The 19,783-nt window shown below is 62.9% G+C and carries 16 protein-coding genes, 1 other RNA gene and 1 pseudogene; 13 read left to right on the forward strand and 5 right to left on the reverse strand.

Translation table 11 applies throughout. From position 1 onward, the window contains the following. Positions 1-351: 351 nt before the first annotated feature. Positions 352-1,572 carry an alanine racemase gene (locus tag NGM99_RS09265; RefSeq protein ID WP_252818211.1) on the forward strand — a complete coding sequence of 407 codons (1,221 nt, stop codon included), beginning with the start codon at positions 352-354 and terminating at the stop codon, positions 1,570-1,572. A gap of 17 nt (positions 1,573-1,589) precedes the next feature. Continuing rightward, positions 1,590-2,846 carry a DUF5996 family protein gene (locus NGM99_RS09270; protein WP_252818212.1) on the forward strand — a complete coding sequence of 419 codons (1,257 nt, stop codon included), beginning with the start codon at positions 1,590-1,592 and terminating at the stop codon, positions 2,844-2,846. Positions 2,847-3,020: 174 nt separating this feature from the next. Here NGM99_RS09270 and NGM99_RS09275 read toward each other — a convergent pair whose 3' ends face one another. The 3 genes from NGM99_RS09275 to NGM99_RS09285 all read right to left on the reverse strand — a co-directional run bounded on the left by NGM99_RS09275 (position 3,021) and on the right by NGM99_RS09285 (position 5,700). Continuing rightward, the gene (locus NGM99_RS09275; protein WP_252818213.1) at positions 3,021-4,262 is read right to left on the reverse strand and encodes a lytic murein transglycosylase; all 1,242 of its coding nucleotides are present in this window, start codon (positions 4,260-4,262) and stop codon (positions 3,021-3,023) included. A gap of 111 nt (positions 4,263-4,373) precedes the next feature. Then, entirely contained in the window at positions 4,374-5,162 is a 789-nt protein-coding gene (locus NGM99_RS09280; protein WP_252818215.1) for a glycoside hydrolase family 25 protein, read from the reverse strand. A 154-nt stretch (positions 5,163-5,316) separates the two neighbouring features. After that, positions 5,317-5,700, reverse strand: a complete 384-nt coding sequence (locus NGM99_RS09285; RefSeq protein ID WP_252818216.1) for a hypothetical protein — start codon at positions 5,698-5,700, stop codon at positions 5,317-5,319. Between the two features lie 215 nt (positions 5,701-5,915). On the opposite strand from NGM99_RS09285, the gene NGM99_RS09290 reads away from it, so the two are divergent. The 3 genes from NGM99_RS09290 (at position 5,916) to rnpB (ending at position 7,820) form a co-directional block, all read left to right on the forward strand. Further along, entirely contained in the window at positions 5,916-6,623 is a 708-nt protein-coding gene (locus NGM99_RS09290) for a J domain-containing protein (protein ID WP_252818218.1), read from the forward strand. Beyond that, entirely contained in the window at positions 6,620-7,402 is a 783-nt protein-coding gene (locus NGM99_RS09295; protein WP_252818219.1) for an N-acetylmuramoyl-L-alanine amidase, read from the forward strand. The genes NGM99_RS09290 and NGM99_RS09295 overlap by 4 nt, the downstream gene beginning before the upstream one ends. 9 nt (positions 7,403-7,411) lie before the next feature. Beyond that, an RNA gene (gene rnpB / locus NGM99_RS09300) (RNase P RNA component class A) lies at positions 7,412-7,820 on the forward strand. Here rnpB and NGM99_RS09305 read toward each other — a convergent pair. Further along, a pseudogene (locus tag NGM99_RS09305) lies at positions 7,817-8,923 on the reverse strand (cystathionine gamma-lyase); the annotation flags it as partial. The gene rnpB and the pseudogene NGM99_RS09305 sit on opposite strands and share 4 nt — an antisense overlap. Before the next feature lie 6 nt (positions 8,924-8,929). After that, positions 8,930-9,517 carry an acyloxyacyl hydrolase gene (locus tag NGM99_RS09310; protein WP_252818221.1) on the reverse strand — a complete coding sequence of 196 codons (588 nt, stop codon included), beginning with the start codon at positions 9,515-9,517 and terminating at the stop codon, positions 8,930-8,932. A 432-nt stretch (positions 9,518-9,949) separates the two neighbouring features. Here NGM99_RS09310 and rsmH point away from each other — a divergent pair, with 432 nt between their 5' ends. The 8 genes from rsmH to ftsW all read left to right on the forward strand — a co-directional run bounded on the left by rsmH (position 9,950) and on the right by ftsW (position 19,782). Next, complete coding sequence (gene rsmH, locus NGM99_RS09315; RefSeq protein ID WP_252818223.1) at positions 9,950-10,936, forward strand: 16S rRNA (cytosine(1402)-N(4))-methyltransferase RsmH; 987 nt, start codon at positions 9,950-9,952, stop codon at positions 10,934-10,936. A gap of 5 nt (positions 10,937-10,941) precedes the next feature. Then, entirely contained in the window at positions 10,942-11,331 is a 390-nt protein-coding gene (ftsL, locus tag NGM99_RS09320) for a cell division protein FtsL (RefSeq protein ID WP_252818473.1), read from the forward strand. After that, on the forward strand, positions 11,328-13,046 hold the full coding sequence (locus NGM99_RS09325) for a peptidoglycan D,D-transpeptidase FtsI family protein (protein ID WP_252818224.1): 1,719 nt from the start codon (positions 11,328-11,330) through the stop codon (positions 13,044-13,046). Before ftsL ends, NGM99_RS09325 begins: the two co-directional genes overlap by 4 nt. 191 nt (positions 13,047-13,237) lie before the next feature. Beyond that, on the forward strand, positions 13,238-14,707 hold the full coding sequence (locus NGM99_RS09330; protein WP_252818227.1) for a UDP-N-acetylmuramoyl-L-alanyl-D-glutamate--2,6-diaminopimelate ligase: 1,470 nt from the start codon (positions 13,238-13,240) through the stop codon (positions 14,705-14,707). Beyond that, positions 14,704-16,137, forward strand: coding sequence for a UDP-N-acetylmuramoylalanyl-D-glutamyl-2,6-diaminopimelate--D-alanyl-D-alanine ligase (locus tag NGM99_RS09335; RefSeq protein ID WP_252818228.1), 1,434 nt, complete (start codon positions 14,704-14,706; stop codon positions 16,135-16,137). Before NGM99_RS09330 ends, NGM99_RS09335 begins: the two co-directional genes overlap by 4 nt. Positions 16,138-16,143: 6 nt before the next feature. Further along, complete coding sequence (gene mraY, locus NGM99_RS09340) at positions 16,144-17,226, forward strand: phospho-N-acetylmuramoyl-pentapeptide-transferase (RefSeq protein WP_252818230.1); 1,083 nt, start codon at positions 16,144-16,146, stop codon at positions 17,224-17,226. 4 nt (positions 17,227-17,230) lie between these two features. After that, a complete protein-coding gene (gene murD, locus NGM99_RS09345) occupies positions 17,231-18,628 on the forward strand; it encodes a UDP-N-acetylmuramoyl-L-alanine--D-glutamate ligase (protein WP_252818232.1) in 1,398 nt (465 codons plus the stop codon). Continuing rightward, entirely contained in the window at positions 18,628-19,782 is a 1,155-nt protein-coding gene (gene ftsW, locus NGM99_RS09350) for a putative lipid II flippase FtsW (protein WP_252818234.1), read from the forward strand. Before murD ends, ftsW begins: the two co-directional genes overlap by 1 nt. Position 19,783 lies beyond the last annotated feature (1 nt).

Genomic DNA, 19,783 nt, shown 5'->3' on the forward strand with positions numbered 1-19,783 from the left:
AACAAAAAGGCCGCACTGGGGGCTGGAGTGCGGCCTTTTCGTATTCTGCTTAACTGCTTCTGCGTTTTGCCCTCAGGGCAGGACACCTACGATTAAAGCGCCAACAAAGGCGAAAGCGGCTCCGATCATCACCACGTTCAAAGAGCGTGTCAGTCCCATTCGCACCTCGTTCGTTAAGACTGATGACGGAGGTTAGGCAAATTTGGGGCGCAGACAAGCAGAAAATATGCTGCATTGCGACATGATTGTGAACAATTCGACCTTTCCACGAGGATAGTTCCAACACGATCATGGGGTTGGACCTCGCTCGCCCAACCGCTACTTTCCGCGCGACTCGGGACCGGAGACCCCATGCAGAAATTCAAGGATGCGCGTGAAGCGGCACTCGCCTTGCGACCGGACGAACCAGTGTACTGCTTTCGGCCCGAAGTGCTCAAGGCCGATGCGCGGAACTTCATGGCCTCATTTCCAGGCAAGACCGCCTATGCGGTGAAGACCAATGGCGAGGAGCTCGTGCTGCGCACGCTGATCGAGGCCGGCGTTTCGGCCTTCGATGTGGCCTCGCCCGGCGAGTTTGCGGCGGTGCGCGCGGTCTCCGGCGATGCCGAAATGCTCTATATGCATCCGATCAAGTCACAGTCGGATATCAGGCTCGCGCTGGAGAAATACGGCATCCGCGTCATCGTCGTGGATCATGAGGACGAGATCACCAAGCTCAGCCGCGTGACGCGCGCACTCGATATCGATCCCGGCACGCTGACCGTGTTCGTACGCATCCAGACCAAAGGCCACGCGGCCTACGAGCTTTCCAAGAAATTCGGGGCGGGGCCGGCCAATGCAGTCGAGCTTTGCCAGCGTCTACACCGCATGGGCCACAAGGTCGGGCTCTGCTTCCATGTTGGCAGTCAGATCGAAGACCCGGATACTTATGAGCGTGCCCTCGCGTCGGCCGACTGGGTACGCAATCGCATCGGCTTCGAGCTCGCCGGACTGGACCTCGGCGGCGGATTTCCTGCCGAGTACGGCCACGACCCACGCGCGAAAAAGCTGGACATGCCCTCGCTCGGCCAGATCATGTCGCGGTTGCGAGGCGACATCAACGAGTACGGCTTTAGCGAGGTGCCGCTGGTCGCGGAGCCCGGGCGCGTGATCGTCGCGCGCGCCTTCTCTCTGATCGTGCGGGTCCTGTTGCGAAAAGGGCGACGGCTCTACATCAATGACGGCATCTGGGCGTCGCTGTCGGATTCGTGGACAGGCAAGATCACCTTGCCGGCACGCTTCATTCCCGACCCTGCCATCCGCTCGCGCAATGGCAACGAGGAAACGATCGCGCCCTTCAAGGTGTGCGGAGCAACTTGCGATTCGGTCGATATCCTTTCTCGACCCTTCTGGCTGCCCGAGACGATCGACACGGGCGACTGGATCGAGATCGGCCATATCGGTGCCTATTCGCTGTCGCTGCGCACCCGCTTCAACGGTTTCTATCCGGACACTTTCGTGGAAGTCTCGACCCCCTTTGATGAGGGTGACGCGCCTCAAGGCTTTGCAAGCCTCGAAACCATGGCGGATTGACGGGAAGGAGACACAGGATGGCGAATAATTGGCCGGAGATCGACTATCTCGGATGGCGCGACACCTGTTCGGCGCTGCATCTTTATCTGCAGATCGTCGGCAAATATCGGTTGGCCCGGACGCCTTGGGTCAACCATGCCTGGCACGCCACGTTTCTCGTCACGCCGCGTGGCTGGACGACAACGGTCGTTCCCGATGGGTCTGGCATCGAGGTCATGTTCGACCTGATCGAGCACCGCGTGGTGGCCCAGAATTGCGAGGGTGGGGTCGAGACGATCGCGCTCGAACCGACCACGGTTGCCGCCTTCCATGAAGCCTTCAAAGCAGCGATCCTCAAGCTCGGTGGCAATCCGAAATTCCACGGCTCGCCCAACGAGGTGCCGAACCCGGTGCCGTTTGCGGATGATCATCGCGAGCGGCCCTATGATCGTGACGCGGTGACGCGCTTCTTCCGTGCCACCGTCCAGGTCGATCGTGTCTTCAAAGCCTTTCGCACCTCGTTTCTCGGCAAGGCGAGCCCGGTGCATCTGTTCTGGGGAAGTTTCGATCTGGCCGTAACACGGTTCTCCGGCCGCCCGGCACCGTTGCATCCGGGCGGTATTCCCGCTCTACCGGATTCGGTCGCTCGAGAAGCATACGACCATGAGGTGAGCTCGGCTGGCTTCTGGCCGGGCGGTGGCGGGATCGACTATCCCGCATTCTATTCCTACGCCTATCCCGGTCCCGAAGGTTTCAAGGACGCGACTGTTGCACCGGATGAGGCATTCTGGAGCAAGCAGCTCGGCGAATTCCTATTGCCTTATGACGCGGTTCGGAATGCGCCGGACCCGGATGCTGCTCTGATGGCGTTCCTTGTCGGCACCTATGAAGCCGCAGCCGAGCTCGCTCAATGGGACCGGCAGAGCCTCGAATGCCGTCCCGGTGAACCGGGAGCGGTGCGTGCCGTAAGGCAAAGGCCGGTTGCACCCAAGACCGTCGAGCAAACTGACCTCACGGTCGAACACGAAGCGAATGGCGCGAAAGGGCGCTACGTTATTCGTCATGACGGCACTGAGGCAGAAATGACCTATAGCCGTGTCGGCGATAGGCTGCTGATCATCGATCATACAGGCGTGCCCGATGCCTTGCGTGGCAAAGGCATGGGTGAGCGGATGGTTCGGCAAGCCGTTGAGGATGCACGCGCCGGCGGCTACGCCATCATGCCGCTTTGCCCATTTGCGAAGGCCCAGATCGCCCGCCACCCCGACTGGCAGGATGTGCTGCAGAAGCGGTGATCGAGCACCCTGCCATCACAGTCCAGTGAGGGGTAAACGAAGCGGGAACGCCGAAGCTTTGCCGGCATTCTTTGGCGCAGCTTGGGAGGATGTCGTCATGATGACGCAAACGCTTTACGCTACAGCCTTCGTTCTCTCTTCCGCCTTCGTTTTTGGCATCATGGTGTTGAGCTTCTAGAGCTTGGCCAGAAGCTCCGGCGTCGGCCAGCCATCGACGATCATGCCGAGCCTGATCTGCTCTTGGCGTACCGCCTCGCGTGTGGCGGTGCCTAGAATGCCGTCAACGCCTCCGACATGATAGCCGCGCGCTTCGAGCTTGGTCTGTAGCGTCTTCATGGTTTCGAGATCGAGCCCATTCTCGGGCGTGCGGGGATCGAATTTCGGTGCGCCGGCAAGGCGGGCCGCAAGATTGGCGGCGGTCAGCGTGTAAACGGCCGACTGATTCCACTCGAGATAGACGTCATAGTTCGCGTAAGTGATGAAGGCTGGGCCTTTGTGTCCCTGCGGGAGCACGAGCCCCGCCTGCAAGCCGGTATCGCGCAATGGTGAGCCATCGGCATAAGTCACCCCCCAATCGACCCACTGCTTGATGGGCAGCTTGTTGGTGCGGCCGGTTTGGTCCCAGGGCAGGCTGTCGGGCACGCGCACTTCTTCGATCCACGGCTCGTTCGGGCGCCAGCCGCGCGACTGGATCTTGGCAGCCGTCGTCATGATGACGTCGGGCGCGTCGTTGCGGACATCGACATGGCCGTCGCCATCGCCGTCCTGCCCAAGCTTCAAGATGTCCGAAGGCAGCATCTGGGTCTGGCCGACTTCGCCCGCCCATGCGCCTTTCGTGTCGGCAGGCAGGTCGCCACGGTCCATGAGGGTCAGAAGTGGCACGATCTGCGGGCGGAAGAGTTCGGGGCGGCGGCAGTCATGCGATAGGGTGACGAGCGCGTTCAGCGTGAGAAAATCACCCTGCACGGCGCCGAAATCCGTTTCCAGAGCCCAGAAGGCAGCAATCACTGCGCCCGGTACACCGAACTGCATCTGCGCGCGCTGGAACACTGCATCGTATTTCTTGAGATTCGCCGCGCCCTGCTTGAGGCGGTAATCCGAGATCATGCGCCCGGAGAATTGGGTGAACGTCTGCGAGAACACGCCCTGGGCACGATCGCGGGCGAGCACTTTCGGGTCCTGTTGGGCATTATCGAGAGCAGCCAGACCTGTTGCACCAACGCCCTTACCTTGGGCCTCGGCATGCATCTTCTGGAGCCAGTCGGCGAATTCGCCGCCACAGGCGGCTTTTGCAGCAATCTGCTCTTCGGTCAGTTGCTGTGCAGGGGGCTGAGCAGGATCGGCGGTTTGCGCCGATGAGGGGAAGGTTGTGGCCAAAGCCGTGCCGACAAGAAGCAGCCGTGCCGCGATCCGCATTCAATCACTCCGAGTTCGAAAGCCAGCGCGGCTTGTGGCGCAGCATCTGGGCCAAAAGACGGAATAATCAACCGCAGCTGTTTTGCGCAACACTTTATGCTGAAAGGTTTTTCAGCCGCTATTGGCCTTCAGCCACTTTTCCCAAGTGCCGACGCTGCCGTTGAAGACGTTGATATCGGCATTGCCGTCGATGCCCGGCACAATGCCGGTGCCGGTATATTGCCAGAACGTCCAAGGGTGAGAGCCGTAGCGCGACGACGGATGGCCAGCCACCGAGCGCAGCCAGAAGGGGTAGCCCTTGAAGCCGGACAGGCCGTTATCCTCGAAGAAATCGATCGAAGTGTAGATGATCGGCTTCTTGCCGTAGTGACGCTCGACGACCTGGAGAAAGGTCTTCATCTCGCTGCGCACGACGGACGGATCAGGCCTCTTCTTGCAGGTGGGCGAATCCGGGTTCCACTCCATGTCGAGCACGGGGGGAAGCGCGCCGCGCTCTTTCGGGACATTGTCGATGAACCACTGCGCCTGATCCTCAGCCGTGCGGCAGAAGTAATAGAAGTGGTAGGCCGCGCGCGGGACGTTGGCGGCCTTCGCCGCGCCCCAATGTTTTTCGAAGTGCGAATCCACCCGATCACCGCCTTCGGTTGCCTTGATGAAGGCGAAGGAGATGCCGGCGGCACGTGCCGTGTCCCAGTTAACGTCGCGCTGGTACTTCGATACATCAGTGCCGTGAACGGCGTAGCTGGTCGGACGGTTGACCATTCCCCATTCGTGCGGGTCGCTGTCGCCGAAGCGCGGCCCTTTGACCGAAACCGAGGATGAGGCGGACGGGGCAAGGTCATCGATCGTTGTGCAGCCGGCAAGCAGCGCAAGCATGAGGGCGGCACAAACGCGGCGCAAGTCTCTCTCCCAACCCGGAACCCTTCCGCCCTTGATGGGGGATCATGGTTTATTTTCGGTTGCGTTCAGGACGCGCGATTGCTGCCGAGCGTCTGGGGATGCCGCCAAACGTGATGATAAAATCGGCAACCATCCCCGTTGTTCGCCATTATGATCACGAGGCCTCGCTTGGTCCGATAGCATTTACCTGATCCAAATCAAGGAGATAAGAGATGAAGAAGCTTGTCATCGCCGCGATTTCGGCCACTGCCATGCTTTCGCTCGCGGCTTGCAGCGACAGCACCGACAACACGACGACGCAGAGCACCACGACGCCCTCGACGACGCAGTCCACACCGCCTGCGACTTCGGGAACCGCGGCTGAGCCGGTTTCTCCTGGAACGAGTGGCGCGTCAGGAACGGTGGCGCCGACCACCGACAACACCTCGACCAACAGCATCGAGATGCAGCCATCGAAGCCCTCGAGCGGCACCGGCGGCATGACCGAGAGCACCGCGCCGACAGACAACAACGCGGTCACCCCGGGCAACTCGACCACGCCCGCGACGCCTGCTCAGTAAGGGCTGGTAAAAAACTAAACCAGACCGTAAAAAGGCCGGAATTATCCGGCCTTTTTACTGTTCGGCGACGGGGGTCGTCCGAGGGGGATAGAGAATGTCCGCTTGCCGTGAACTTTGCCGACCGAACGAAACCGCGCCAGCGCGCGTCAGCGCCTATGGCAGCACCGCGATCTGCCTGATAACGCATTCCGTCATGTCCATCTGGAACACATTGGGCGAGGTCGCTGCCTGGGTTTCGCGCGCCACGCATCTGAGCGAGCTCGCAGAAGCCGTGCGGACTTTGTTCGCAGGCGATCCCGCTTTGCGCCGCAAGGTGGCTTTTTCCGTCGCCATGATTGCGCTTTCGGCCAAGATGGCGAAAGCCGATGGTGTGGTGACGCAGGACGAGGTGCGCGCCTTCCAGCAGATTTTCGCCATCCCTGCTTCCGAAACGCGCAACGTCGCGCGGCTCTACGATCTCGCGAAGCAGGATGTGGCAGGCTTCGAGGCCTATGCCCAGCGCATGGCGCGGCTTTGTCGCGAGGATAATCCGGACGGACTACTGCTCGAGGACGTGCTTGACGGGCTCTTCCATATCGCCAAGGCCGATGGGCTGTTCCATGATGGCGAGAACGGCTTTCTGCGCCGTGTCGCCGAGATCTTCGAAGTGTCCGAGTTGCGTTATGAGGCCTTGCTGGCGCGCCATATCGACATGGGCTCGACCGATCCTTGGCGGGTGCTCGGCGTCGAGCGCGATCTGCCTTTCGTGGAAGTGCGGCGCCATTACCGTCAGCTTGTGGCAGCCAATCACCCTGATCGCCTGATTGCGCGGGGATTGCCCGAAGAGTTCATCGCGATTGCCACGAGCCGGCTGGCCGCCATCAACAGCGCGTTCGAAACGATCGAGCGCGCCGCCGCGTGACGAAGGAGAGTTTCGCGCCCGATCAGCCGGGCGTTACGGTCCGCCCTTCGCTCAATCACGGTGAGCGGCGCGGCGTAGCGAGACCGAACATCCTGCTTCTGCACTATACGGGCATGGAATCAGGCCAAGCCGCCGAGAGCTGGCTTTGCAATCCGGTGAGCGAGGTTTCCTGCCACTACATCGTCCATGAGGACGGCCGTATCGTGCAGATGGTGCAGGAAAGCCGTCGCGCGTGGCATGCCGGGAGAAGTTCGTGGCAGGGACACGACGACATCAACTCGCGCTCGGTCGGGATCGAAATCGTCAATCCAGGCCACAATATCGGTTACCGCGATTTTCCGGATGAGCAGATCGCAGCCGTGATCGAACTTTGTGGTGGCATCATCGACCGGTATGGCATTCCGATCGAACGCGTGCTGGCCCATTCGGACGTCGCGCCGGGACGGAAGGTCGATCCGGGGGAGAAGTTTCCGTGGAAGCGGCTCGCGGATGCGGGCGTGGCCTTTCACGTCGAGCCATCGATGGCGCAAGGCGAGGGGTTGCGAACGGGTGATCGCGGCGAGCCTGTCGCGGTCTTGCGGGATGCGCTGAAAAGGATCGGTTACGGCCTCGAGCCCGGCGACGAGTTCGATGGCCCCCTGAAGATCGTGGTCGAGGCGTTCCAGCGCCGGTTCAGGCCCGCGCTCGTGGACGGTGACGCTGATCTTGGTACGCTCGAAACCCTTCAACATGTGTCAGCCGCGCTTTTCGGTTGCAAAGCGTCGCCCGAATCCGTTTAAGCAGCCTCGCCAGTCGGCTGGGCGGCCGCAGTCACAAGCACCGAAAGGTCGTGGCTGAGGAAAGTCCGGGCTCCATGGAAGAGCGGTGCCGGGTAACGCCCGGCGGGGGCGACCCCAGGGAAAGTGCCACAGAGAGCAGACCGCCCGAGCTTTGAGCTCGGGTAAGGGTGAAAGGGTGGGGTAAGAGCCCACCGCGCCGCCGGCAACGGGGGCGGCATGGTAAACCCCACCGGGAGCAAGACCGAATAGGGATGGCACGGCGGCTATAACCGTCGATGGCGTTTTCCAGCCAGCTATCCGGGTAGGTTGCGTGAGGCGCATGGCGACATGCGCCCAAGAAGAATGGCCGCCACGTTTCCGTCTGCTCGCAGGAGCAGCGGAGGCCATACAGAACCCGGCTTACAGGCCGGCTGGCAGATTATCGAGCGTTTGAACCAGGGCTGACACAAGTTCTTCAGTCGGTTCGCAACCGACCGCGAGGCGCACGAAGCCCGGCGCCACGGCATCGCCCCAGCGCGCGCGGCGCTCGGCCGAGGTGTGGATGCCGCCGAATGATGTGGCGGGCTGGATCAGCGGGCAGTTGTCGATGAAGTGCTCGGCTGCAGCTTCCGAGCGGAGCGTGAGTCCGAGAAGGAAACCAAAACGATCCATCTGTGCGGCTGCGAGATGATGCGCCGGGTGGTCCGGGAGGCCGGGATAGCGGAGGGTTTCGAGTGCCGCGTGACCCTTCAGCGCCTTTGCCACCGCCTCAGCACTGTCGCACATGCGTGCGAAGCGCAGTTCCAGCGTTTCGAGCCCGCGGTGGACGAGCCAGGATTCGAACGGCCCGGGGATCGAGCCCGACAGCTTGCGCCATTCGGAAACGGCACTCATGACCGCCTCGTCTCGGCTCGCGACATGGCCGTAGAGCACATCGGAATGGCCGTTCACAGCCTTGGTATCTGCTGCGACCACGATGTCCGCGCCAAGCGCCAGCGGGCGCTGGCCGAGCGGCGTCATCGTCGTGTTGTCGGCGATCACCAGCGCACCGGCGGCGTGTGCCGCATCGCTGACCGCTTTGATGTCGAGAATGTCGAGGCCCGGATTGGATGGCGTCTCGATGTAGACGATACGAAAACCGTCGAAGCCGCCATCGGCAAATTGCGCGGTCGGCCGCGTTTCGGCCGTGACGCCGAGGCGTGCGAGAATGCGGTCGGCAAGCAGGCGCGTCGTGTAATAGCCATCCGACGGCAGGAGAATACGGTCGCCAGCCTTCAGGAGCGCCATGAAGGGCGCGGTGATCGCGGCCATGCCGGAGGGGAAGGCGAGGCAAGGCGCATCTTCGAGCAACGACAAGGCATGCTCGACGGCTTCCCATGTCGGATTATGCGAGCGCCCATATTGCGCCACACCCGCCGGGTCGCCGGGCAAGTGAAAGGTCGCGGAAGGTACGATCGGCAGGGCGACGGGGTCACCCTTGTTCAGCCCGTCGCGGCGGGCATGGATGAGGCGCGCGGTGCGGCTGGAATTCGTGTCGGTCATGGGAGGTCAGAAGCGCCAGACGAGACGGGCACCGGTCGATTCAAGACCGTCATTGCTCTCGGCCGTGTTCGCATTCGAGAAGTGGTTGAGATAGACCTGCGCGCCGAGGTTGGGCGTGAAGTCGTAGCCGGCGCTGGCCTGGAGGTGGAATAGCACCTCGGAGCCGAGATCGCGCAACTCGCCCTCGTCGTTGCGCTTTTCCTTGTCGGACATGATCGCGCCGCCGGCGCTGAAGCCGAGCGAGAACTTTTCCGAGAGGTAATATTCCCAGTTGAAGCCGGTATAGAACGCGTTGATCGGATCGTCCGAGATCGCGATGTCCGTGCCGATATAGGGACGCGGCGAGCCGAGGAAGCTCAGGAAGTCGAAGGATGGCGCGAGGATTTCGCCGTTGACCGTGCCGCCGGTGAAGGTATCGGGCGTGAAGGGGCCCGTGTCGTAGCTGCCGCCGCCCAGACGCACTTCCCAGCGCGCGGCATTTTTGCCGAAGCCGGTGGTCGGCGTGGGCGCTGCTGCAGGCAGCACGTCTGCCGCATGCGCTGCGGATGCGCCGAGTGAGAGAAGCAGAAGGGCTGCGGTTTTTGCGACGCGCATGGCGGAGGATCGTCCGTGATTCGAGGGCAATCTACTCCCCGAACGCGGGTCCGAAACTTGCGTGCGGAAAGCAGTTCGTTGAGATTTGGTCGATGTGACCCTGGCGCAACAACAGGTGAGCCCGCTTGATGACAGTTCCGCGTGACGGCCCTTAACGATCCATTAGCCTTAAGCTTCGATAAAGCCTTTTGGGAGAAAGTGCGGAGGCTCGTCTAGGGCCGAGGCACCGGCCTTCGGCCTCCTGTTCACATCGTTGCCCACAAGGGCTCAATGCTACCCGAACCGGTCATTCAGCGGGGTTTCAAAACCCGAACGCTCAAGCGCTTCATGTCAGCCGATCCAATGGCTCGGCGAGCGCTCGGCAGGGCTGGTTCGCAGGCTTTCCGGGGCGATGGGCGGCGGTCGTGTTCGATTTTGTCTGGAGGCTCCGCCGTGACGGAAAACGCGCAGGCGCGCCATATTCCCGTGTTGCTCGCCGAGGTGCTGGAAGCACTTGCAGTTGCACCCGGTGATACCGTGATCGACGGCACGTTCGGCGCGGGAGGCTATTCGCGCGCTATCTTGGAGCAGGGGGCGCAGGTCATCGCGCTCGATCGCGACCCGGATGCGATCCGTGACGGGCAGGCGCTGGTCGCGGAAATGGATGGCAGGCTTGAGCTCCACCATCGCCAGTTTTCCGAACTCGACCTCGTGGCCGATGGCGTCGATGGCGTCGTGCTCGATATCGGCGTCTCCTCCATGCAGCTCGATCAGGCCGATCGAGGTTTCTCTTTTCGAGCCGACGGGCCGCTCGACATGCGGATGGGGCAGGCGGGGCCGAGCGCGGCTGATGTTGTGAACCGCTTCAAGAGTGGGGACCTCGCGCGCATTTTCGGGTTTCTCGGCGAAGAGCGCCATGCCGGGCGCATCGCGCGGGCCATCGAGAAGCGTCGCGACGAAAGACCCTTTGAGCGCACGCTTGATCTGGCCAACACCATCGAGGCGACGGTCGGGCGCAACCCCAAGGACAAAATCCATCCGGCGACGCGCGTGTTTCAGGCGCTGCGCATCTTCGTCAATGATGAGCTGGGCGAACTGGCCCGCGCGCTTGAGGCTGCCGAGCGTGTGCTGAAGCCCGGCGGGCGGCTGGTTGTCGTATCGTTTCATTCGCTCGAAGATCGCATCGTCAAGCGCTTCATCACCGAACGCTCGTCCGCGCCGGCCGGTTCTCGGCACATGCCGCAAACCGTGGCGCTGGCACCGACATTCAATAAGGCAGGCTCTGCCGTGACGGCCGGCGAAGCCGAACTCGAAGCCAATCCACGCGCGCGTTCGGCGCGGCTGCGCGCGGCTGTTCGCACGGAAGCGCCGCCGCGCACATCCGATCTTTCCCTTTTCGGCCTGCCCAGGCTGCCCTCGCTTTCAGGAGGCGACAAATGACGCGCATGTTCCGTACCACCGACGTGGTGCTGATCGCGGCGATGGTTGCGGCGGCAGGCTTCACCTACAAGACGAAGCATGATGCCGAACAACGGCTGAACCATATCGGCAAGCTCGAGCGGCAGATCCGTTACGAAGAGGACTCCATCGACCTGCTGAAGGCCGATTGGAGCCTGCTCACGCAGCCGGTTCGTCTGCAGAAGCTCGCCGAGTCTTATCAGGACCAGCTCAAGCTCGAATCCGTTCAGCCGCGCCAGATCGCAGGCCTCGAAGCCATTCCGCTCAAGCCACCACCGGCCCCGGTGGAAGTGAAGGAAGCTGACGCCAAGCCGAAGGATGCCATCAAAGACCTTCTGCTGCTCGACCCGATCGCAACCGGAGACATCGGCCAATGATGAAGTTCTGGAAGCGCAAGCTCGAAAGCAACGACGCGCTGCCGCAGGAGATCGTGATTCAGGGCGAGGGTCGCTCGGGCGGCAAGACACGCACGCGCGTGGCCCTGATCGCGACCGTGTTCTTCGGCGTCTATGCCGTGATCGGCGGACGTCTGGTCTACTATGGTCTGGCGACACCGGAGGAATCGGCGGGTCCCGCTTCGCGCGTGACCGCATCGCGCCCCGACATCGTAGACCGCAACGGCGAGGTGCTCGCGACCGACATCAAGACGGCTTCGCTTTTCGCCGAACCCAAGCGCATCGTCGACGTGGACGAAGTGGTCGAGAAGCTCTCGACCGTATTGCCCGAGCTCAAGCACGAGCAGACCTACAACAAGCTCAAGACCAAGCAGGGTTTCGTCTGGCTCAAGCGCCAGCTGACGCCCAAGCAGCAGGCCGACATCATGGCGCTGGGCCTGCCCGGCATCGGCTTCCGCTCGGAGAAGCGTCGCTTCTATCCGGGTGGCGAGACGGCCTCGCACATTCTCGGCCTGACCAATGTCGACAACAAGGGCATCGCCGGGCTCGAGAAGTTCGTGGACGATCAGGGTCTGGCGGACCTTCAGGCCTCGGGCCTCGCGATCCCGCGCGACCTGCAGCCGGTGCAGCTCTCCATCGACAACCGCGTGCAGCACATCATGCGTGACGAGCTGGTACAGGCGGTCAATCGCTATCATGCGATCGCGGCGGGTGCCGTGGTGCTCAACGCCAAGACGGGTGAAGTGGTGGCGTTGGCCTCGGTACCGGACTTCGACCCGAACAACCCCTTCAACGCGCTGGACAAGGACCGCTTCAATCGCATGACGGCGGGCGTGTTCGAGATGGGCTCGACCATCAAGAGCTTCACTACCGCGATGGCCTTGGATTCGGGACGTATGAACCTGAACAGCACGGTGGATGCCTCGCGTCCCATCACCATCGGTCGCCAGACCATCCGCGACTTCCACGGCAAGCACCGTGTGCTCACCGTGCCGGAAGTTTTCATCTACTCTTCCAATATCGGCTCGGCGAAGGAAGCCGACGTGGTCGGTATCGACGGGCACCGCGAGTTCATGCATCGCATGGGCCTGCTCGACAAATTGCAGACGGAACTGCCCGAGATCGCCAAGCCGACCGAGCCGCGCGTCTGGAAGAAAGTGCACTCGATCACGATCTCCTTCGGCCACGGCATGTCCACGACTCCGCTGCAAACGGCAGTGGGCGCGGCGGCGCTTATGAATGGCGGAAAACTCATTCCGCCGACCTTTTTGCCCCGCACGCAAGCCGAGGCCGACGCGATCGGGAAGCAGGTCGTGAGCGCGAAAACCGTCGAGGACATGCGCTATCTTTACCGCCTGAACGCCGAAGTGGGCTCCGGCAAGCGCGCGGAAGTGGCGGGCTATCGTGTGGGCGGCAAGACCGGCACGGCAGAGAAGGTCGAGAACGGACGCTACTCCAAGAACAAGAAGTTCAACGCGTTTCTCGCAGCCTTCCCGATGGACGATCCGACTTACATCGTTCTGTCGATCATCGACGAGCCTCAGCCCGAAAAACCGGGCATGCCCGCGACCGCAGGTCTCAACGCAGCACCTATCGTCGCCAACATCATCCGCCGCTCAGCGAACTTCCTCGGCGTTTCCCCACGCTTCGACGAGGGTGACGCGGCGCAGATGGTGTCGCTGCCGGCTGAGGACTGAGGCATTGATGCCGTCGCGAGAATGCGGCGGCAGAGGGGCCACTTTTGGCGCAGGAGCTGCCGCAAAGAAATAGCTGGCTGCGCTAACTCGCTGATTTCTGGAGCCAGCTTTGTCACCGAAGGGCAGGGCTGGCTAAATCAGTGGCCACAGCTTAATCCCGCATTAACCATAGACTGCTGATGTGGGCTTCCATGAAACTCAGTGAACTCGCCGACATTCTGCCCTCCGCTGCAAATGCAGGCGGAGCCGAGGACGTGACAGGTGTCACAGCCGATTCGCGCGCCGTCGTGCCGGGCACGATCTTCGTTGCCGTGCCCGGGACCAAGGCGGATGGCGCAAGCTTTGCCGGCGACGCCGCAGCCAGGGGCGCGGCAGCCGTGGTTGTGGGTGAGACGGCAGTTGTCGGCGATATCGGCCTGCCGGTATTGCGTGTCGCCGAGCCTCGTTCGGCCTTGTCGCATGTCGCAGCGCGTCTTTACGCTGGTCAGCCTGAAACCATGGTTGCGGTGACGGGCACCAGCGGCAAGACGTCGGTCGCGGCCTTCACGCGACAGATCTGGGAACAACAGGGTTTGGCCGCTGCAAGCATCGGCACGACCGGCGTGGTGGCGCCGGGGCGCAACGATTACGGTTCGTTGACCACGCCCGATCCCGTGGCCTTGCACAAGTTGCTCGCTGAACTCACCCGTAGCGGCGTGACGCATGCCTCGATGGAAGCATCCAGCCACGGGCTCGACCAGCACCGGCTCGATGGCGTGAAGCTCAAAGCGGCCGGCTTCACCAATCTCGGTCGCGACCACATGGATTATCACCCGACGGTCGAGGACTATCATCGCGCCAAGCTGCGCCTTTTCACCGAGTTGCTGCCGAAGGGTGCGCCGGCAGTGATCTTCGCCGATGATCCGTTTTCCCAGCCGACAGTCGAGGCAGCGCGCAGCGCTGGTCTCGACGTGCTGACAGTGGGTCGGTCGGGCGAGTTCTTGCGGCTGACGCGCGTCGAGCATGAGCGCCATCGCCAGCGGGCGGAGATCGTGGCGGATGGGGTCATCCATGAGATCGACCTTTCGCTGGCCGGCGATTTTCAGATCAGCAATGCGCTGGTCGCGGCAGGCTTGGCGATTGCCACCGGCACGCCAGCCTCGAATGCACTGAAGGCGTTGGAAAACCTGAAGGGCGCGCCTGGGCGGTTGGAACTGATCGGCACGACCAAGACCGGAGCGCCGGTCTATGTCGATTATGCCCACAAGCCCGAGGCTTTGGAAAACGTGTTGCAGGCCGTGCGGCCTTTCACGACCGGACGAGTCGTGGTCGTCTTCGGCTGTGGCGGCGACCGCGACAGGGGCAAAAGGCCGATCATGGGTGAGATCGCTTCGCGTCTCGCGGACATCGTCATCGTGACCGACGACAACCCGCGTTCCGAGGAACCTGCCGCCATACGCGCCGCTATCCTCGAAACCGCGCCCGGCGCGACCGAGATCGGCGACCGTCGCGAAGCGATAAGACTGGCCGTTTCCAACCTCAAAGCCGGCGATACGCTTGTCGTCGCAGGCAAGGGGCATGAGGAAGGTCAGACGATCGGCAGCCAGACCTATCCATTCTCGGACCATGTTGAGGTGCGAAAAGCGCTCGATGAGGTCGCAGCGAAAGGAGAAGCCGCATGAGCGCTCTTTGGACCGGCGAAGAATTCGCAGCCGCCGTGGGCGGCAGGCCGGTGGGCTCGATGCCCGCGAATGTCTATGGAATTTCAATCGACACGCGCAGCCTGAAGGCGGGTGACGCGTTCTTTGCCATCACGGGTGACCGCACTGACGGCCACAACTTTCTGACCGCTGCAGCTGCTGCCGGCGCATCGCTTCTGGTCGTCGCCGAAGGCAGGCTTGCTGCGATGGGGCGCATCGCGACACCCATGCTGGTGGTGCCCGACGTATTGCGCGCGCTGGAAAAGGCTGGCGAGGCCGCACGTGCGCGCGCCAAGGCAAAAGTCATCGCGGTAACGGGTTCGGCCGGGAAGACCACCACCAAGGAAGCTCTGCGAAGGGCGCTTGGTACGGTCGGCACGGTTCATGCCGCCGACAAGTCGTTCAACAACCACTGGGGCGTGCCGCTGACGCTCTCGCGCCTGCCCGAGGATTCGGACTACGCCGTGTTCGAGATCGGCATGAACCATGCCGGCGAGATCCGGCCGCTGACCAAGCTGGTAAAGCCCGACATCGCCATCATCACACTGATCGCGCCGGCCCATCTCGGCCACTTCGACAATCTCGAACAGATCGCGGATGCCAAGGCGGAAATTTTCGAAGGTGTCAGCGAGGACGGCGCGGCATTGCTCAACCGCGACGATCCGCACTACGAGCGCCTTGCGACCGCAGCAACGGTGGCAGGCGTGAAGCATATCCGCTCCTTCGGCGAGCATGCCAAGGCCGACTATCGCCTGATGGGCTATACGCTCGAGGGCGACCACTCGACGGCCAGCATCATGATCGACGGTGACGAGATCGGCTTTCGCGTTGGCGCGCCGGGGCGGCACATCCTGCAGAACGCGCTCGCCGTTCTGGGTGCGGCGCACCTCGCGGGCGCCGATGTGCTGCGCGCGGCGGAAGGCTTGGCCGACTGGTCGGCCGAGCGTGGCCGTGGCCAGCGCCACGTGCTGCGGCTTCCGGATGGTAACGCGACGCTGATCGACGAGAGCTATAATGCCAATCCGGCTTCGATGCAGGCGGCACTGGCGCTGCTGGCGGCATCCAAGACCGGCAAAGACGGCCGTCGCGTCGCCGTGCTGGGCGACATGCTCGAACTCGGCGCGCATTCAACCAACTTCCATGCGGGCTTGAGCGAAGCGCTCGTCGCCACCAAGCCGGACCTCGTGCTTCTGGTCGGCCCGGAAATGCGTGCGCTGAAGGATGCCGCGCCGAAAAGTATCGCGGTGACGCACCGCGATACGGTGGACGAACTCCAGCCGCTGCTCCTCGACCTTGTGAAGGCTGGCGATGTGGTGATGGTGAAATCGTCCAACGGCATCGGATCTTCGCGCCTCGTCGATGCGCTGATCCAGAAATATCCCGAGCCTGAACCGCAGGCCAAACGAGCTTAAGGCCTGATGTTTACCCTGCTTGCCGCCTTCGCCGAAGACGTCTCACTCTTCAATGTCTTCCGCTACATCACGTTCCGCACCGGCGGCGCGCTGATCACCTCTGCCTTGATCGTCTTCATCTTCGGCCCGCGCATCATCGACTCGCTGCGCCTCCGCCAGGGCAAGGGACAGCCGATCCGCGCGGACGGCCCGCAGACGCATTTCAAGAAGGCCGGCACGCCGACAATGGGCGGGCTGATGATCCTATCGGGCATCGTCGGCTCGTCGCTGCTCTGGGCCAACATCACGAGCATCTATGTCTGGGTGGTGCTGCTGGTCACGCTCGGCTTCGGCGCGATCGGCTTCTATGACGACTATCTGAAGGTCACCAAGCAGAGCCACCTCGGTCTCTCGGGTAAGGCGCGTCTGGGCATCGAGTTCCTGATCGCGGCGATTGCGGCCTATTTCATCATGCGCGCGGGGCAGGCGCCGTTCTCATCGTCGCTGACCTTTCCCTTCGCCAAGACGTTCCTGATCAATCTCGGCTGGTTCTTTATTCCCTTTTCCTGCGTGGTGATCGTGGGTGCCGGCAATGCCGTAAATCTCACGGACGGGCTCGATGGCTTGGCCATCGTGCCGATCATGATCGCGGCCTCGTCTTTCGGCGTGATCGCCTATCTCTCGGGCAATGCGGTGTTCGCCGACTATCTCCAGATCCATTTCGTTCCGGGCACAGGCGAACTGGCCGTGGTGCTGGGTGCAGTGATCGGGGCGGGTCTCGGCTTTCTCTGGTTCAACGCACCGCCGGCTGCCATCTTCATGGGCGACACGGGCAGCCTCGCCATGGGTGGGCTCATCGGCTCCATCGCCGTGGCCACCAAGCACGAGATCGTGCTCGCCATCATCGGCGGCCTGTTCGTGGTGGAAGCGCTGTCGGTGATCATCCAGGTCGGCGTGTTCAAGGCGACCGGCAAGCGTGTGTTTCTCATGGCGCCGATCCATCACCACTTCGAAAAACTCGGCTGGACCGAGAGCCAGGTCGTGATCCGCTTCTGGATCGTCGCCGTGATCCTGGCCCTTGTCGGCCTTTCCACACTCAAGCTGCGTTGATACCATGATCCCCGCCGAAAGCTTCCGCGACAGGAAGGTGGCACTGTTCGGGCTGGGTGGCTCGGGCCTCGCCACCGCGCATGCGCTGAAGGCCGGCGGGGCAGACGTGCTGGCATGGGACGACAATCCGGCCAGCGTCGCTCGGGCAGAAGCCGCCGGCATTCCGACGGGTGATCTGCGTGGGGCCGACTGGACGGGCTTTTCCTCTTTCGTGCTTTCGCCCGGCGTGCCCCTGACCCATCCGAAGCCGCACTGGACTGTGGAACTGGCGCGGGCAGCGGGCGTCGAGGTGATCGGGGACGTCGAGCTGTTCGTGCGCGAACGCGCGCGGCTTGCACCCGACGCGCCGCTGATCGCCATCACCGGCACCAACGGCAAATCGACGACGACGGCGCTGACCGCACATATCATCCGCCATTCGGGTCGTGACGCGCAGATGGGCGGCAATATCGGGCGGGCCGTGATGACGCTCGATTCGCCGTCGTCGGATCGCTTCTACATTGTCGAGTGCTCGTCCTATCAGATCGACCTCGCACCGTCGCTCAATCCAACGGCTGGCGTGCTGCTCAACCTGACGCCTGATCACCTCGACCGCCACGGCACCATGCAGCATTATGCCGAGATCAAGGAGCGGCTGGTCGCGGGCGCGGAAACGCCGGTTATCGGCGTGGACGATTCTTATTGCGCTGCCATTGCCGACCGATTGGAACGGGCGGGCAAAGCCGTGGTGCGTATCTCCAAGCGCCTGCCGCTGACGGATGGATACTTCGCGGAAAACACGGACCTGATGGAAGCCACTCACGGCGCTTATGAGCGCATCGGCTTCCTCGAAGGCATCGGCTCGCTGCGTGGGGCGCACAATGCGCAGAACGCTCTGGCCGCAGTCGCGGCGTGCCTGCGCGTCGGCCTGTCGCTCGGCGAGATACAGGCCGGGCTCGAAAGCTTTCCGGGTCTCGCTCACCGCATGGAGCAGGTGGGGCGCTTGGGCCGCGTGCTCTTCGTCAACGATTCCAAGGCGACCAATGCGGATGCAGCGGCCCCTGCATTGTCGAGTTTCCCGCGCTCCTACTGGATTGCCGGCGGCCTCCCCAAGGAGGGTGGCATCGAGTCCCTGCGGGGGCTCTTCGGTCGTGTGGCAAAAGCCTATCTGATCGGTGAGGCGGCGCCGTCTTTCGCCGCAGCGCTTGGAGAGGCTGTACCTTACGAGATCGCGGGCACGCTGGATCAAGCCGTGGAGCGCGCCGCGCGCGATGCGGGGCAGGACGACAATGGCGACGAAGCCGTGGTGCTCCTGTCGCCGGCCTGCGCCAGCTTCGACCAGTTCAAGAATTTCGAGGTGCGGGGCGACGCGTTCCGCGAAGCCGTCCGCGCATTGGGCGCAGAGCCTGTTGGGGTGAAGTGATGCTGAGCCGTCTCGACCGCAGCCCGGTCGCCACGTGGTGGTGGACCGTCGATCGCTGGTTCCTCGGCGCCTTCCTGGCGCTGATGACGCTGGGCATCGTTCTGTCCTTCGCCGCGAGCCCGGCGGTTGCCGAGCGCATCGGTCTCGAACCTTATCACTTCGTGACGCGCCAGATCATCTTCATGCTGCCGGCCCTCTTGGTGATGATCGGCGTCTCCTTCCTCGATGTGAAGGGTGTGCGGCGGGTGGCGTTCGTCATCCTCGCGCTCGCCATGGCGATGATGGTCGTGGCACTTCTGTTCGGCGCCGAGGTGAAGGGCTCGCGGCGCTGGGTGTCGCTGGCCGGTGTCTCGATCCAGCCCTCGGAATTCCTGAAGCCGGCCTTCGTGATCGTCTGCGCCTGGCTCTTCGCCGAGCACAAGCGGCATCCGGAAATTCCGGGCAATATCTTCTCCATGCTGTTGGTCGGCGCGGTGGTCGCGCTTCTGATCCTGCAGCCCGATTTCGGCCAGACCATTCTCGTCACCGCCACCTGGGGCGCGATGTTCTTCATGGCCGGCATGGCGTGGTTCTGGATCATCCTGTTCGGCGGCATCGGCATCGTCGGCGGCTTCGCAGCCTATGAATTGCTGCCGCACGTCGCGGGCCGCATCAACCGCTTCATGACGGGCGAGGGTGATACCTATCAGGTCGATCTCGGACGCGAGGCGATCATCCGTGGCGGCTGGCTCGGCCAGGGGCCGGGCGAGGGCACCGTGAAGCGTATCCTGCCGGACAGCCACACCGACTTCGTGTTCTCGGTCGCAGCGGAAGAGTTCGGCATCATCCTGTGCATCGGCCTCATGCTGATCTTCGCCTTTGTGGTGATGCGCGGACTCAAGATCGCGCTCGACGAGCATGACGAGTTCACGCGCTTCGCGGTGGGCGGTCTCGTGATCCAGCTCGGTCTGCAATCGATGATCAACATGTGCGTGAACCTGCAGCTGATGCCGGCCAAGGGCATGACGCTGCCGCTGATCTCCTATGGCGGCTCGTCGCTGGTAGCGGTTGCGATCACGGCCGGCATGATCCTTGCTCTGACGCGTTCGCGGCCCGAGCGCCTGCACAAGCCCGGCTTCGGCGCCTTTTCGCGCAACGCCATTCCGGTGGGTTGAT

This window comes from Mesorhizobium liriopis (assembly GCF_024053505.1).
GTDB classification, from domain to species: domain Bacteria; phylum Pseudomonadota; class Alphaproteobacteria; order Rhizobiales; family Rhizobiaceae; genus Mesorhizobium_B; species Mesorhizobium_B liriopis.

Excerpts from the sequence above, each read along its gene's own strand:
- NGM99_RS09265 (WP_252818211.1), top strand. The coding sequence starts at position 352 with ATGCAGAAATTCAAGGATGCGCGTGAAGCGGCACTCGCCTTGCGACCG.
- mraY (WP_252818230.1), top strand. The coding sequence starts at position 16,144 with ATGTTTACCCTGCTTGCCGCCTTCGCCGAAGACGTCTCACTCTTCAAT.
- NGM99_RS09335 (WP_252818228.1), top strand. The coding sequence starts at position 14,704 with ATGAGCGCTCTTTGGACCGGCGAAGAATTCGCAGCCGCCGTGGGCGGC.
- ftsW (WP_252818234.1), top strand. The coding sequence starts at position 18,628 with ATGCTGAGCCGTCTCGACCGCAGCCCGGTCGCCACGTGGTGGTGGACC.
- NGM99_RS09330 (WP_252818227.1), top strand. The coding sequence starts at position 13,238 with ATGAAACTCAGTGAACTCGCCGACATTCTGCCCTCCGCTGCAAATGCA.
- murD (WP_252818232.1), top strand. The coding sequence starts at position 17,231 with ATGATCCCCGCCGAAAGCTTCCGCGACAGGAAGGTGGCACTGTTCGGG.
- ftsL (WP_252818473.1), top strand. The coding sequence starts at position 10,942 with ATGTTCCGTACCACCGACGTGGTGCTGATCGCGGCGATGGTTGCGGCG.
- NGM99_RS09290 (WP_252818218.1), top strand. The coding sequence starts at position 5,916 with ATGTCCATCTGGAACACATTGGGCGAGGTCGCTGCCTGGGTTTCGCGC.
- NGM99_RS09310 (WP_252818221.1), bottom strand. The coding sequence starts at position 9,517 with ATGCGCGTCGCAAAAACCGCAGCCCTTCTGCTTCTCTCACTCGGCGCA.
- NGM99_RS09270 (WP_252818212.1), top strand. The coding sequence starts at position 1,590 with ATGGCGAATAATTGGCCGGAGATCGACTATCTCGGATGGCGCGACACC.
- NGM99_RS09275 (WP_252818213.1), bottom strand. The coding sequence starts at position 4,262 with ATGCGGATCGCGGCACGGCTGCTTCTTGTCGGCACGGCTTTGGCCACA.
- NGM99_RS09325 (WP_252818224.1), top strand. The coding sequence starts at position 11,328 with ATGATGAAGTTCTGGAAGCGCAAGCTCGAAAGCAACGACGCGCTGCCG.